Origin of the sequence: Melioribacter sulfuriphilus (assembly GCF_051488685.1) — a bacterium.
Taxonomy (GTDB): domain Bacteria; phylum Bacteroidota; class Ignavibacteria; order Ignavibacteriales; family Melioribacteraceae; genus Melioribacter.
In genome coordinates, this window is record NZ_JBPSEH010000011.1 from 69841 (window position 1) to 85739 (window position 15899).

10 protein-coding genes are annotated in these 15899 nt (G+C 38.7%); all 10 read left to right on the plus strand.

The genetic code is table 11. From position 1 onward, the window contains the following. Nucleotides 1-71 precede the first annotated feature (71 nt). The 10 genes from ACSSV9_RS13550 to ACSSV9_RS13595 all read left to right on the plus strand — a co-directional run bounded on the left by ACSSV9_RS13550 (nt 72) and on the right by ACSSV9_RS13595 (nt 15433). Nucleotides 72-2384, plus strand: a complete 2313-nt coding sequence (locus tag ACSSV9_RS13550) for a T9SS type A sorting domain-containing protein (RefSeq protein WP_437347798.1) — start codon at nt 72-74, stop codon at nt 2382-2384. A gap of 69 nt (nt 2385-2453) precedes the next feature. Beyond that, nucleotides 2454-3938 (plus strand): glycoside hydrolase family 88 protein, encoded by a 1485-nt coding sequence (locus tag ACSSV9_RS13555; protein WP_437347799.1) that lies wholly within the window; start codon nt 2454-2456, stop codon nt 3936-3938. A 24-nt stretch (nt 3939-3962) separates the two neighbouring features. Further along, nucleotides 3963-7322, plus strand: coding sequence for an exo-rhamnogalacturonan lyase family protein (locus ACSSV9_RS13560; RefSeq protein ID WP_437347800.1), 3360 nt, complete (start codon nt 3963-3965; stop codon nt 7320-7322). Nucleotides 7323-7345: 23 nt separating this feature from the next. After that, nucleotides 7346-8680 (plus strand): beta-propeller domain-containing protein, encoded by a 1335-nt coding sequence (locus tag ACSSV9_RS13565; RefSeq protein ID WP_437347801.1) that lies wholly within the window; start codon nt 7346-7348, stop codon nt 8678-8680. Nucleotides 8681-8728: 48 nt separating this feature from the next. Beyond that, entirely contained in the window at nt 8729-9976 is a 1248-nt protein-coding gene (locus tag ACSSV9_RS13570; RefSeq protein ID WP_437347802.1) for a glycoside hydrolase family 88/105 protein, read from the plus strand. A 9-nt stretch (nt 9977-9985) separates the two neighbouring features. Beyond that, nucleotides 9986-10300, plus strand: a complete 315-nt coding sequence (gene rhaM / locus ACSSV9_RS13575) for an L-rhamnose mutarotase (RefSeq protein ID WP_437347803.1) — start codon at nt 9986-9988, stop codon at nt 10298-10300. A 20-nt stretch (nt 10301-10320) separates the two neighbouring features. After that, complete coding sequence (locus ACSSV9_RS13580; RefSeq protein WP_437347804.1) at nt 10321-11361, plus strand: L-rhamnose/proton symporter RhaT; 1041 nt, start codon at nt 10321-10323, stop codon at nt 11359-11361. A 24-nt stretch (nt 11362-11385) separates the two neighbouring features. Then, on the plus strand, nt 11386-12657 hold the full coding sequence (locus ACSSV9_RS13585; RefSeq protein ID WP_437347805.1) for an L-rhamnose isomerase: 1272 nt from the start codon (nt 11386-11388) through the stop codon (nt 12655-12657). A 232-nt stretch (nt 12658-12889) separates the two neighbouring features. Next, entirely contained in the window at nt 12890-14299 is a 1410-nt protein-coding gene (locus ACSSV9_RS13590; RefSeq protein ID WP_437347806.1) for a glycoside hydrolase family 28 protein, read from the plus strand. A gap of 9 nt (nt 14300-14308) precedes the next feature. Continuing rightward, nucleotides 14309-15433: a PKD domain-containing protein gene (locus ACSSV9_RS13595; protein ID WP_437347807.1), complete on the plus strand. Its 1125-nt coding sequence runs from the start codon at nt 14309-14311 to the stop codon at nt 15431-15433. Nucleotides 15434-15899 lie beyond the last annotated feature (466 nt).

Consider the following 15899-nt stretch of genomic DNA (forward strand, 5'->3'; position numbering starts at 1 on the left):
AGTTCTCTTGAAATGCCTTTCTAAATTCATATCAAAAAAAATAATAACTAATTTATTAACGAGGAGGGGTTATGAAGCATAGGTTCACGTTTCTTTTCTTATTGTTCTCTGTGCTTTGCATAAGTGCTTTGAACGCACAATTTGTGCAAAGAAGTGATTCACTCGGGTTGGTAGTGATGCCAGCAGAAAAGTACGATGTATATCGACCTGGTCTGGAGGCTAAAGTTGGTGACACTTTTGCATTGGAGGATTCTATCGAAGGCTTTATGGGTCAGGGTTATATGCGCGCATATATGGCTAAAGGTGACGGTAGTACAAGCAACGCCGAGACAATCAATATTAAATTATCTTACTATGTTAACTTTGTTGATACAGGCACGCATTATATTTGGGCGTATGTATTTTTCCCCGACGGCAATAGCGATTCTTTCTTCTATGGCGTTGATGGAAAAGTTATTGGACAGGTATCCGGCCAACCGCGAGGTTCATGGTCGTGGCATAAAGGGAGTGCTCCTTTTATCATTGATTCTGTAGGTGTACATTCTATCGATTTCTTCGGGCGAGAGCCAAATGCCATGCTTGACCATATCATCATAACTTCCAGCGAGACTTTCGATCCTAACATTAATACTGAATGGCTTCCGAAGGTAATTGCTTTTGTGAGTCTTCCCGACAAAATTGACCCGGCAACTAATGAGAATGCGGATAAGCCTTTTATCGATGACTTGATAGCTGCAGGTTATGAAGTTTTTACAGTTTATACAAATTCTCTTGAAACTGCGTCTCAAGGTTTACTGGACAGTTTAAATTCAGCAGATCTGGTAATTATCGGTCGTTCAGGTGCAAGCGGTGATTTCGGCGGTTCTCATAAAACTGCCTGGAATAATATCAAAGCACCGATTATGCTACTCCATTTGTGGGCTGCGCGCAACAATCGTTTGAACTGGTTGCCTACTGGTACAACCACTTCGTATGATAATGCTGGGGATACTATAAAAGCCAAAATTGTATTGCCGGCTGACCCCGTATTTGCAGGTATAACACTTGCAGAAGATAGTACCATGAATTGGGTTGTATCTCCTTATGATTTTATGGCAACAACCAGTGGCGGAAACGGAACTGTTCTTGCACGTGAAGCCGGAACGTCAAATGTCTTATTCGTTCGATGGGAACCATGGGTAGAATTTTATGATGGTGCAGGTGATATGCCAGCAGGATACCGTACTTTAATTGGTAACGGTAACGACCATGCAGGTCCCTTTAATTATTATAACTTTACTCCAGAAGCTAAACAGGTATATCTGAGAGAAGTTGAAAGAATGGTAAATTTACCTGAACCACCACCCCGACCAGTCGGCCTGGGTAAAACAATTGCTCTAATAACTAAGGCGGATAATATCGACCCAATTACAAATCTAAGTGCAGACCAGCCAGTAATTAATAATTTATTGGAAATGGGGTATAAAGTTTACACACTTTATTCTGCAGCATTGGAAAATGCTTCTCAGGGCTTGATTGATACATTGAATTCAGTTGATTTAGTCATTATCGGGCGCTCTGGTGCAAGTGCAGACTTTGGTTCAACTCATAAAGAGGCATGGAATAGTATTACCTCTCCTTTATTACTCCTGCATCCATGGGTTGCTCGTAATAATAGATTAAATTGGTTGCCTACAGCAACTGTTACAACCTTTGATGTCGCAGGTGATACTCTAAAAGCCAAGATAGAATTACCAGACGATCCTGTTTTCCAGGGGATTGTATTTTCTTCCGATAGCACTTTGCCCTGGGCTACTTCGCCTTATGATTACCTGGAGACGTCAGATGGTGGTAACGGCACTGTATTAGCAAGAGATGCTGGAAATAATAATGTACTCTTTGTTCGATGGGAACCGTGGGTCGAATTTTATAATGGTTCAGGCGACATGCCGGCTGGATATCGGACTTTGATTGGTAATGGTAACGACCATGCCTACGCTACCACTGGAAATGCTTCTTTGTTCAATTTCTATAATTATACAAAGGTTAGCGGACAGGTAATTCAAAATGAGATAGTTCGTATGGCTTCGCTTGGAAAGGTACCAAAACCTGTCTCAGTCAATGAAAAAAATAATCTACCAAAGACCTATACTTTAGAACAAAATTATCCCAATCCGTTTAATCCTACAACGACTATTAAGTTTTCAGTGCCGAAAAAAAGTAATGTTAAAATTACGATTTATGATCTATTGGGTAGATTTGTTCATCAACTTGTAAATGCGGAGTATGATCCTGGAGTCTACTCGGTTCAGTTCAATGCAGCCAATCTTTCATCTGGAGTATATTTCTATCGCATCGAAGCAGATGATTTTATCAGTGTAAAAAAACTTATGCTTTTGAAGTAGCCAGTCCTATTTCAACGCCAGGTTGTGAAATCTAAGGCACAGCCTGGCATGACAATCTTATCATATATTATGAAAAAAAATTTTAATAATTATTTTCTCTTTTACATTAAACTACGAGTTATTCGTTCTCTCTTCTTATTGATTTGTATAAGTACCACAAGTTTAATAGCTCAAAACTTACCCGATAGATCTGTCATACTTGGAAAGATGCTCCTGGCTAATGAATATTTTATGAATAAATGGCCGGACCCAACTATTGACATTGTTACAGACAAAAGAAGACCAAGCAATATATGGACTCGTGCTACGTATTACGAAGGATTAATGGCATTATACAGAATTGATCCTGACGAAAAGTTTTATAACTATGCAGTTCAATGGGCAGAAAGTCACAACTGGGAACCTGCGTACGGAGGCACTACGACTCGTAATGCTGATAATCAAGCCTGCGGTCAAACTTACATTGAGTTATATCAAATTGATCCGAAGCCGGAACGAATCGAGAAAATTAAATCTGTCATCGACAATATGATTAACAGTCCTGAGATTAACGATTGGTGGTGGATTGATGCTTTGCATATGGCAATGCCTGTATTTGCAAAACTTGGTACTATCTATAACGATACGACATATTTTAATCGAATGTATGAAATGTATATGCACACAAAAACTGTTGAAGGTGATTCGGGTTTGTACAATAAAATTGATCATTTATGGTGGCGGGATAAAAACTTCGACCCGCCCCACAAATCTCCAAATGGTGAAGATACTTACTGGTCAAGAGGAAACGGCTGGGTCTTTGCAGCACTCGCTCGCGTCCTGGATGTACTTCCAGAAAACGCTCCTCATCGAGATGAGTACATTGAAACATTTATCGAAATGGCAGAAGCAATAATTAGTGTCCAGCGAGAAGATGGATTCTGGAATGTAAGCTTACACGATCCCAGCGAATATGGTGGAAAAGAATCATCGGGAACGGCGTTGTTTACGTTTGGCTTAGCCTGGGGTATTAATAAAGGGTTATTGAGCGCTCCGACTTACAAACAATCAGCAATCAAAGGCTGGATTGCGCTTTCTGAAGATGCACTCCATGAAAACGGATTTTTAGGTTACGTTCAAAGTACAGGGAAACAACCATCCGATGGTCAACCAGTTACTTACGACAAAGCTCCAAATTTTGAAGACTATGGACTTGGAGCTTTCCTGCTTGCCGGGAGTGAAATATATAAAATGGCAGGTGACATTACAGATATTTCATCGTATACATCGAATGTTCCTGCAGAAGCAGTAGTTTATCCTGCATATCCAAATCCATTCAATCCTCAAACAACGATTTCATTTAGTTTACCAGAAATAAGCGATGTTAGAATTGAACTTTATGATTTGCAAGGTCAATTAATAGAAACCTTTCTCAATAAAACGCTTAACGCTGGTTTCCATAAAATAAATTATCAAGGGAAGTATTTATCTAACGGTGTTTATCTACTCAAAATAATTATACGATACAAAAAAGCTAATAAAGTTTTTATGGAAAAATTAGTTTATATGAAATAACTATTCAACGATAAATAAGATATCATGAAAAAAATCGATTTTGTTTACGAGGTCTGCATCAATAGAATAATTAATGTATCACTTTTTATAATTATTCATAGCCTCTACCTTGGTTTAGCAGATGCACAGGATTTCAAATCGGTAAAACTAAAATGGTTAGACAATGCTCCTCCTGAATTTTCAACTGGAGTTAGCTGGGGTGTACCATTTCCTGAAGGTAAAATCGATACATCCGCAAAATTTATTTTAAAGGATGAATCCGGTAAAACCTTACCGCTTCAATTCTGGCCATTGGCTTATTGGCCAGACGGTACGTTGAAATGGATCGGCTTGAGCACTGTTGTCACACCGAGTGTCGGTTCTTCATTACACTTAATGTTAAATGAAGATATTACTGAAGAACTTACGAAACAAAAAGTAATAGTGAATGAAAACGATAACGATATTGAAATTAATACAGGTGTTATAGAATGTAGAGTACCCAAAAGTGGTACTCGATTGATTAAACAAATTCTATATAATAATAAATTGATTTCAAGTAGCGGAAGTTTAATATGCTTATTGCAAAATGGTTCTTCTAAAGAATATGGAGAGCAACCGTCTATTGAAAGATTTGTAGGAATGATTGAAAAGGTAACAATAGAACAGAATGGTCCAGTGAGAGCAGTAATAAAAATTGAAGGTAAACATCATTCTGAATCGAGAAACAGAAGCTGGTTACCATTTATTGTGCGACTCTATTTCTATGCAGGGCAACAATCGATGCGTATTGTTCATACAATAATTTATGATGGTGATCAGAATGTAGATTTCATAAAAGGATTGGGATTTGTGTTTGATATCCCGCTCGACGAACAATTGTACAATCGACATATTCGATTTTCTGGTGACAATGGTAGATTGTGGGATGAGCCATGTCAGCCATTGAGCGGGAGATATCCGTTAGACCGCAGAGAAGAATATTACGACAGACAGCTAAGAGGTCTACGAATTCCGGAGCCGGATTCGCTTTCAAAACAACAGCAATTCCTCATAAATAATTGGGCTTCGTGGAACGACTATAAATTAATTCAGCTCAATGCTGACGGCTTCAGAATCCTGAAAAGAACAAACGATAAAAGTACATGGATAGATGCAGGTTACGGTAATCGGGCGAGTGGATTGGCTTTTGTCGGCGATGTATCTGGTGGATTGACTGTGTGTCTGAGAGATTTCTGGCAATCATTTCCTTCCGCTTTTGAAATATCTGATGTCAAAAAAGATATAGCACACTTAAAAACCTGGTTGTGGACACCAGACGCAGAGGCAATGGACATGCGCCACTACGATACATTAGCCTGGGGTCATAATCTCGATGCAAGTTACGAAGACGTTCAACCAGGATTCAGTATTGCAACAGGTGTTGCCCGCACAAGCGAATTAGTTCTGTTCCTTTCTGACAATGTACCCAGTTACGAAACCCTTCATCGAATGATAAAAACGGTCAATCAACCTCCGCTTCTTGTGGCTACTCCTGATTACTTACACAGTATCCCCGTCTTCGGGGTATGGAGTTTGCCAGATAAAAGTAATAATGTAAAATGCTGGATTGAAAACCAGCTCGAAAACGCATTCAAGTATTATCAACTGGAAGTAGAGCAGCGTCACTGGTACGGTTTCTGGCATTACGGGGATATACAACATAGTTACGACCGTCGCCGACATACGTGGAAGTACGATATGGGAGGCTTCGCCTGGGCTAATACAGAACTGATGCCTAATTTATGGCTCTGGTATAGCTTTTTAAGAACCGGCCGAAGTGACATTTTTAGAATGGCAGAGGCTATGACACGACACAACAGCGAGGTGGATGTTTATCATCTCGGACCTTTAAAAGGATTGGGCAGCAGACATAATGTTGTTCATTGGGGATGCGGTGCAAAAGAAGTACGTATATCTCAAGCAGCATTAAATCGATTCTATTATTATCTTACCACCGATGAAAGGTTGGGCGATATAATGCATGAAGTTACTGACGCAGCTAACGAAGCTATTGGAAGAATTGACCCTTTGCGTTTAATTAAAGAAAAAAGTAATTATCCTACACACGTTCGCTTCGGTCCCGACTGGCTTGCGCTTGTTGGCAACTGGATGACTGAATGGGAGAGAACTGGCGATACTATTTATCGTAACAGAATTATGACTGGTATTAATAGTCTCTACGAAATGCCGTATGGTTTCTTCTCTGGAAAAGATGCAGCATTTGGATACGATCCTGAAACTTATAAGCTCTATCGTCTCAATGACAATGATATTGGTTCGGCGCATCTTTCGGTATTAATGGGAGGACCGGAAGTTGCATTCGAATTAACAAATTTATTGAAGAATGAAAAATGGAATAAACTGTGGAATCAATTTTGCAAATTATACGGCGCACCTGTTTCGGAAATAGAGAAGGAATTCGGAAAGAAAGTCGAACTTGGTACTCCAGGTTCATGGTACGCCAGATTACCTGCCTGGTATGCTAAAGTTTCAAAAGATTCTGTCTATGCTGTCCGTGCCTGGGAAGAATTTCTTGATGCAAAACCAAGATACTTCCGTACAGTTTTCAATATAACTAAATTCGATAGTATTCAGAGTTTGCAACCTGTATGTGAAGTTCAGGGAGTTTCTACGAACAATACGGTACAGTGGTGTCTGAATGCAATTGAATTACTTGAACTTGTGGGCGATAAAATTCCTGAAAGTATTATCCAAAAATTTAGCGATAGCCTTTGTACAGAACAATACCAGATAGGCGATTTGTTGTACAGTGACGACTTTGAAAATGGACTGAATAATTGGATCGTTGAAACAAAAAAATCTCCCTTTTCAAAAGTCGGAATCATTAACGGGAAATTGAGTATCGATGTCGAATACGGCACTACTATTTGGTTCAAAGAAAAACTCGAAGGCAATTTGTTGATTGAATATAAAAGAAAAGTAATTGTTGACAAAGGTTACAACGATAGATTATCAGATCTCAATCAATTCTGGATGGCTTTAGATCCACGTAATAAAAATTTGTTTACACGCGACGGCACATTTTCTTCATATGATTCGCTGTGCCTTTATTATGCCGGCATTGGTGGTAATAGTAATACAACAACGAGATTCCGTAAATATCAGGGCAATGGCCAACGGACTCTCATTTACGACTTTAATGACGAAAAACATCTACTTCAACCTAATAAAACCTACTTTATACAGATTGTAGTTTATAACGGTACTACAAGTTTTTTTGTCGACGGCAATTTATACTTTAGTTACAAAGATAGCGAACCATTGACCGAAGGATATTTCGGGTTCCGCACTGTTAAATCGCACCAGGAAGTTGACGACTTTAAAGTGTACCGCTTGAAATAATTTAATTCATACTGGAATTAAAAGTGAGAACAAAAATAATATTTATATGGCTTGCTCTAATAATAAACGGGGTATTTTATTCAAATGTCTTTTCACAAATAGGAAAAAGATTTCCATCCGAACGGAAGGTGATTAAAGATCCTATTACGGGAGTAAAACTGATTTTTTTAACAAGCACTGCAGCGGGCGATTCTAAAATTTATCCTACACACAATCAATGGACATCAGACGGTAATTGGATTATTTTCAGGTCGAGAAGAGTTAGAGGCGAAGCTCTGGCCGTTAACGAAACAAGCGGCGATATCGTACAGGTTACCGAAGGAGGTTACGTTGGAACGTTAATAGTTGCCAGAAAATCGATGAAACTCTATTATATGAAAAGATTTAGCGACGAAAATAGTCCAAGAGAAATTATCGAAGTTAAACTTGACAGATTATTTGAAGACAGTGAAAAAGGCACTTTGAAAGATGCATCTTTTTATCAAAAAGTTTGTGGAATTATTCCGGCTGAATACGAAGCCAACGGCGAACTTGCTTTTGATGCAGACGAAGAATGGCTGTGGTTCCGTGTAGGAAGAAAAAAAGCAATGCAGTATCTACCTGAAGGTACTAAAATCGAAAATAACTTCGGCCCGCGTAATATGGGTGCCGGTCCAGGAGGTATTGCCGGTATTAATATTAATACGGGAGAAATTAAGTATGTAGTATCAGTCCCATTTCAGGTTGGGCACATTCAAACTAATCCCTGGGTGCCTGGCCAGATTATTTTCTGCTGGGAAACTGGCGGAAAATCTCCTCAACGTACATGGATTGTAAATTCAGATGGTACTGGCTTAAGACCACTTTATCCAGAAGCTCCATATGAATGGGTTACTCACGAAGTAGTAATTACCCCCGAAGAAGTTGCCTTCGCAATAATGGGGCACCGTAAAATTCACTTCGATAATAGCAACGTTTCAAACGATACGATAATAGACGAACCAGGACAGGAAATCGAATGGGGCAATTGCGGAACAAGAGAAAAACCGACGGGACTGGCAATAGTAAACATTAAGACACGAGAAATGATAATCGAAGGCCAAATACCATATGGAAGTGGATTCTGGCATGTCACCGGATCTTCTGACGGGCGATTTGTTGCCGGCGATAATTTTGCACGCGAAGTTTATTTAATCAACCGACATTCCCATGAAATGATCTTACTCTCTGCTGGCCATAAAACTACAGCCGCAGATCATCCTCATCCTTCTTTCAGTCCTGATGGTACTAAAATTATGATTCAATCTGCAATGCTTTCAGAAGATGGCAAATCGATGAATATTTGTATCATTCCTCTTCCGGATAATTGGCTCAAGTAATAAGATTAGCGACATTTACTTATTTAAAAAATAAAAAGGAGATAAACTGTGAAACGAACGTTAATTTTTGCAATAATCTTATTTAGCAGTTCAGTCTTATTTGCACAGGTCAATAGTGAAGACGAAAAAGTAATCAGAAAAGTAGCCGACTATATTGTGGAACATGGAGTTCTTGGTTTTAAAGACTTGAAGACGGGAAAAATTTATCAGTCAACCCAGGATGCTCCTGATGGGGCACAACTACGGTTTATTTCTCCCTTCGGTGAATGGCATTATACAAACGGCGTTATTAATATGGCTCTAATTAATCTGTCTAAATTCACCGGTGATAAAAAGTATGCAGATTACGCTGCAGCGCACGTATCCTTTGGCATGGACAATTATAAATATTTCCAGACGAGATATAATGAAGAAAAAGATGGACCACACTATAACTTCCCATTTGGGCAATTGTGGACAATGAGTGAACTCGACGATTGCGGTGCAATGGGGGCAAGCATGATGGATGTCTATGAATATGTTAAACGCGATGACTACAAAAAGTACATTGAAGATGCCGCCAGACATATTTCCGAAGGTCAGGAACGTCTTGAAGATGGAACACTGGTCAGAAAATTTCCACACGAAATGACACTATGGGCAGACGATCTTTATATGAGCGTCCCGTTTTTGGCAAGAATGGGTAGATTCTCGGGCGATACAAAATATTGGAACGATGCAATCCTTCAGATTAAAAACTTTACAAAATACCTGTGGGATGATAATAAAGAATTATACTGGCATTGTTACTATAGCGATGTGAAACGCAATGGTGTGGCACATTGGGGTAGGTGCAATGGATGGGTAATGATGGCTAAAGTTCATCTTTTAAATATCTTACCTGAAAATTATCCCGGCAGGGAAGAAGTTAGAAAAGACCTCGAAAGACAGATACTCGGCATTGCCAAATACCAAAGTCCTGAAGGTCTATGGCATCAATTGCTCGATAAAAATGATTCTTACCTCGAATCGTCCTGTTCGGCAATGTTTGTCTATTCGATAGCACGTGCGGTTAACCAGGGATGGATCGACAAACGCTACGCATCCGTTGCACTTAAAGGATGGGAAGGCTTGAAAAAATATAAAATCAGGTCTGATGGTCAGGTAAACGATATTTGCGTAGGTACAGGTATTGAGGATAATCTTGTTTTTTATTATGAACGTCCTGCCAGATTAAATGAAAAACATGGTATCGGTTCAGTAATAGATGCAGGAATTGAAATCATCAGGTTAAAAGAGAAATTGAAAAATAAGTGAGGTGAATTTATGAAAACATTTGCCTTTAAAATGAAACTTAAACCCGGCTACAAAGAAGAATACAAAAAAAGGCATGACGCCATCTGGCCGGAGTTAAAAACTCTATTGTTACAAAGTGGTGTTAGAGATTATTCAATATTTCTGGATGAAGAAACAAATACTCTCTTTGCCGTACAAAAACTTGCGGGCGATTCTTCCTCGCAGGATCTGGGTTCAAATCCTATTGTCCAGAAATGGTGGAAATATATGGCTGACATAATGGAGACCAATCCAGACAATTCACCTGTTACCGTCCCTCTCGAGATGGTATTTCATATGGACTAATAAATAAAAGGATAAATAATATGGACTCATTAATGAGTATTATTCTTATTGCATTCGGCAGTATATGCGCTGCCAGCTTTTATGTCCCCATTAAAAAGATCAAAGAATGGTCGTGGGAATCGTACTGGATTGTTCAAGGAGTGGTATCGTGGATACTGGCACCATGGATTTTTGCTTATTTCACAGTTCCAAATCTTCTGGACGTTTTGATTAATTCTGACGGCAATGCTGTATGGGCCGCATTCATCTTTGGAGCACTCTGGGGCGTGGGCGGTTTGACATTTGGATTGAGTATGAGATATCTGGGAGTTGGACTCGGACAATCGGTTGCGCTCGGTTTTACGGCTGCCCTTGGAACTTTGATTCCACCTTTTGTCTCGGGAAGAAATTTATTTACAACTTATGAAGGAAGATTAATTTTATTAGGTGTGGCTCTCTGTGTGACTGGTATTGCAATCGTCGGATACGCAGGCGTTCTCCGTTCACGCAATATGCCTGAGGAAGCCAGAAGGGAAGCCATAAAAGATTTTGCTCTTAAAAAAGGATTGCTGATAGCCGTTCTTTCGGGTTTAATGAGTGCCTGTTTTAATTTTGGAATTAACGGTATTCCCGGTGTAATCGACGCAGGCTATGAAATTCAAAAAGTTGCTGCTTCTTATGGGACTGACCCTCTCTTCGTTGTAAATCCCGTATATATTATTGTGATGTTCGGAGGTTTTGTGACGAATTTTGTTTATTGCATGTATCTAAATTATCAGAACAAAACCTTCAGCGATTATGTAAATGTAAATAAACAGGTACTGCTAAATAATCTGCTTTTCAGTCTCCTTGGTGGAACGCTCTGGTATTTGCAATTTTTTTTCTTTGGAATGGGGCAGAGCAAACTACCCGAAGAAATGTTTGTCTTTGGCTGGAGTATTTTGATGGCGCTTAATATTCTATTCAGCAATGTATGGGGCTTGTTGCTTAAGGAATGGAAAAATGCGGGTGCCGGTACACTTGCTACTTTGATTGTCGGTTTAGTGATATTAATTCTTTCCACATTTGTAATCAAATTATAATCATACACTAATACGGAGGATTAAATGAAAAATCCAAAAGCAGTTGAACAGGCATATCAAATTGCCAGAGAAGTATATGCTGAGTTAGGTGTAGATACCGACGAAGCACTTAAAAAAATGGAAGAGGTGAACATAAGTCTTCACTGCTGGCAGGCCGATGATGTCGGCGGATTCGAAACTCCCGATGCAGAATTGAGTGGAGGAGGAATCCAGGTTACAGGAAATTATCCCGGGAAAGCCCGAACTCTTGAAGAACTAAAAGCTGATATTGAAAAAGTTATGAGCTTGCTTCCTGGCAAACAGCGTCTTAACCTTCATGCTATCTACGGAGATTTCCAGGGTAAAAAAGTTGACCGCGACCAGATTGAAATAAAACATTTTCAAAGCTGGATCGACTGGGCAAAAAAACTCGATATTGGTATTGATTTCAATCCTACTTGCTTTTCACATCCATACGCCGAAGATGGATATACTTTATCGAGCAAAAACGAAAAGCACAGAAAATTTTGGATCGAACACGTCAAACGTACAAGAGAAATTGCTGCTGAAATAGGAAAACAATTGGGTAAACCTTCAGTTAACAATATCTGGATTCCCGACGGTTCGAAAGATATACCAGTAGACAGAGCAACACATCGCGCTCTGTTAAAGAAATCGCTGGATGAAATTTTCGAAACGGAATTTCCAAAAGAATATCTTAAAGACTCGCTCGAAAGCAAACTCTTTGGCATCGGCTCCGAATCGATGGTTGTTGGATCTCACGAATTTTATACCGGTTACGCAGTTAAGAATAATAAATTGATTTGTATCGACAGCGGTCATTTCCATCCAACTGAACAAATCGGGGATAAGATTTCTTCATTATTATTATTCGTTGATGAATTACTTCTGCATATCAGCAGGGGCGTCCGCTGGGACAGCGACCACGTTGTAATTTTTAACGACGAAGTTAAATTAATAGCTGAAGAGATTGTGAGAGCCAATGCTCTGAAAAGAATTAATATTGGTCTCGATTTCTTCGACGGAAGCATGAATCGCATCGGGGCATACGTCATTGGCACAAGAGCAACACAACTTGCATTTCTCTTTGCACTGCTTGAACCAACTGATAAGCTTAGAGAATATGAAGAAAACGGACAATATTTTGAACGCCTGGCTTTTCTTGAATTGCTGAAGACAAAACCATTCGGAGCTGTATACGATTATTATTGCCTTATTAACGACGTCCCTGTGGGCGAAGATTATATTACAGTAATTGAAAATTACGAAAAAGATGTACTCAGTAAGAGAAAGTAATTTATTTGTAAAGGGCAGATCATTATAAACCGTCTAACTTCTTTCATCTCATTTACTCAATTATTTACGATGATATATCGGTAATTTTTATTCCATCCTAAATATTACTTTTTTAGACAAAGTAGATTACTAAGGTCTAATACGATTTATAATATTCTGCTCTTTTTTGTAAAATAGAGTTAGTTTTTTATAGGTCTGATATTTTGTACAAAAACATAACAAGGGAAATTTTATGAAACGTCGTGATGCCATTATAAAAACTGTTGGCGCCATTGCATTGACTACCATTTCGCCGTCATTGAGTCCTTTTATCTTTGCATCAAAAGGAGGAAAGGGAAAAGAATATAACGTACTTAAATTTGGTGCAACTGGAGACGGAAAGACGCTCGATACAAAAGCCATACAGGAAGCAATTGACAGAGCATATGCAAGCGGAGGCAATGCAAAAGTTATTATCCCTGAAGGATACAAATTTTTGATCGGTACTATTGTTTTACAAAGCGGAATTGAATTTTTTATCGATCAGGGTGCCGAACTAATAATAAGTACAAATCAATCAGATTATAAAAATTCGACGGTGTTTTATGCAGAAGGAGCGGAAGGATTGACTATATCGGGTTACGGTAATATTGAAGGACGTGCCACAGAATTTATGTCACACTACGAAGAAGAAAACGAATGGTGGATTCCCAAGGAATGGCGCCCGAAAATGTTTATTCTGAAAGAATGCAAAAACCTACAACTGAAAGATTTTTCTTTCAGTAAAGCACCCGAATGGGGCGTGCATATGCTCGGATGCGAAAATGTCCTTGTCGATGGAATACGGGTAAGGAATTATCTGGATGTACCTAATTCCGATGGTATTGACCCCGATCATTGTAGAAAAGTTGAAATAAAGAATTGCGACATTGTTTGCGGCGACGACGCAATTGTTGTTAAAGCTACCAGACAGGAGAAAGATTACGGTGCGTCTTCAGATATTCGTGTTTATGATTGTATACTAGAAACTCAGGATTCTGGACTGAAAATTGGTACAGAAACTACGAGTAATATTAATAATGTTGTTTTTGAAAATTGTAAGATAAAGTCGAGCTGCAGAGGAATAAACATTCAACTCAGGGATAACGGAATTGTAAGCGATATAGCTTTCAGGAATATCGAATTTATATCGAGATATCATTCTGACCCATGGTGGGGACGAGGAGAAGCTATTTCATTTACAGCTATTCCGAGAAATCCTGACACAAATTCAGGTATAATTCGTAATATACTTGTGAAAAATGTTTTTGGGAAAGCTGAAAACAGCATCCGTATTAACGGCACGAAAGAGAGTATTATCGAAAATGTTACACTAGAAAATGTATCGGTAAAATTCGAACGATGGACTAAATACAAAGGTGGCCTGTTTGATAATCGTCCTACAAAAGTTTACGAACCGATTGAATACAGAGACAATCCGGCAATAAGTATAAAATATTCAAAAAATGTTTCTATAGTAAACTCCTCGGTCAAATGGGGCGAAAATTTGCCTGAATATTTCTCAAATGCCATAAAGGTTGAAAATTCAGAAAACGTAAGGATTAAATCTTTTTACGGAAATTCTGCCAATCCAGATCAATATGACGATATTTTATTTCTATAGGAATAAGAAATGATGACATCATTAAGAAGTATATCGTTGCTTCTTTTAATAACAATATCCAGTTTTCCCCAGATGCGGGAGGATACAACCTTTAAAATATTCCAGTTTCCACATAATAAAATTCCTGTTATCGATGGTAATATAAATGATTGGTCAATAGTACCCGATTCATTTGCAATTGGAATAGAACAGCTGTGGGAGGACTCAGGAAAGCAAGATAGAGTTGATAAAAAAAATCTTGATGTAAAGGTAAAAGTTGGCTGGGTCAAAGGATTAAATCGACTCTATTTTCTATATGAGGCTTACGACAATTTCTGGAATTTTTCACGAAGGGATCATCACAACGACATTTTCGAAGTCGTAGTCGACGGCGATTTATCAGGCGGTCCTCTGGTCGACCATGTTCATTATAAAGTCTGGCGCGAAGATGCAGTAGGTACTGCAAGAGTTAAGCTTGATCCGAGAATTAAACCGGAGGACGAACATAGGTCAATGCACGGAGTGCACGCTCAAAACTATCATATCTTTACACCGCCGGGTAAAAAGGATTGGTGTATGGTGTGGGGTGTACAGCCATGGATAAAAGAATTCCCGTACGCTCTCTCAGCCTGCAGATATGATTTTAATAAAGCTGGTGACGCCGGTAAGTTGATCCTCGAATTTTACATTACACTGTTTGACTATGCGCCTGCTGATGGTCCTACGAGAGCGGTAGAATCAAAACTGAAAGAAAATAATTTTATTGGACTATCGTGGGCGGTTATCGATTATGACGATTCGACTTCAACAAGTCATAATGGATTCTGGAATCTCTCGCGTGAACATACAATGTACGGCAATGCATCTTATTTGTGTCTTTTCAAATTAATGCCGATGCTGCCAGAATATCTTCCCAGAATTAAAGCAGACTGGGATTTTAAGATAATCAATTTTGACAAACGGATTGTTGCATTTCAGGATCAATCGATAGGTAATATTAAAAAGTGGAAATGGGATTTCGGCGATGGTAACTTTTCATACGAGCAAAACCCAATTCATCAATATGAAAAAGGAGGGGATTACAATGTAACGCTTTATGTTGAAGGTCCGGAGGGTAATGATGAATTGACAAAAGTCTGGGACGTCTCTTTTTAAATAATCTAACAAATTTTCATTTTAATGATGATAAAGAAAGATATGTCCTGAAAATAGTAACTCGATTATAAGCTTTACGAATGGGCAATACAATAAAATTAAAAAACCTCATTTCTTTAACAGGAATGAGGTTTTTTATTTACTTAAATTAAATTCAACTATCTGTAAAGATTAAATAAGATATAAACAAACGTATAAAAAAATTGCCGGTTTTAATTTTTATGATCTTGAGTTACTTAAATTTTTACTCACCACATGCAGCCTCCGACCCGCTGATTTAAAAACAAAAAACCCGGAATTAAAACTTAATCCCGGGTTTAGCTATCATTGGTGGGCCCAGAAGGACTTGAATTTTACCCGCCACAGGCGGGCCTCCGACCCGCTGATTTAAAAACAAAAAACCCGGAATTAAACTTAATCCCGGGTTTAGCTATCATTGGTGGGCCCAGAAGGACTTGAATTTTAC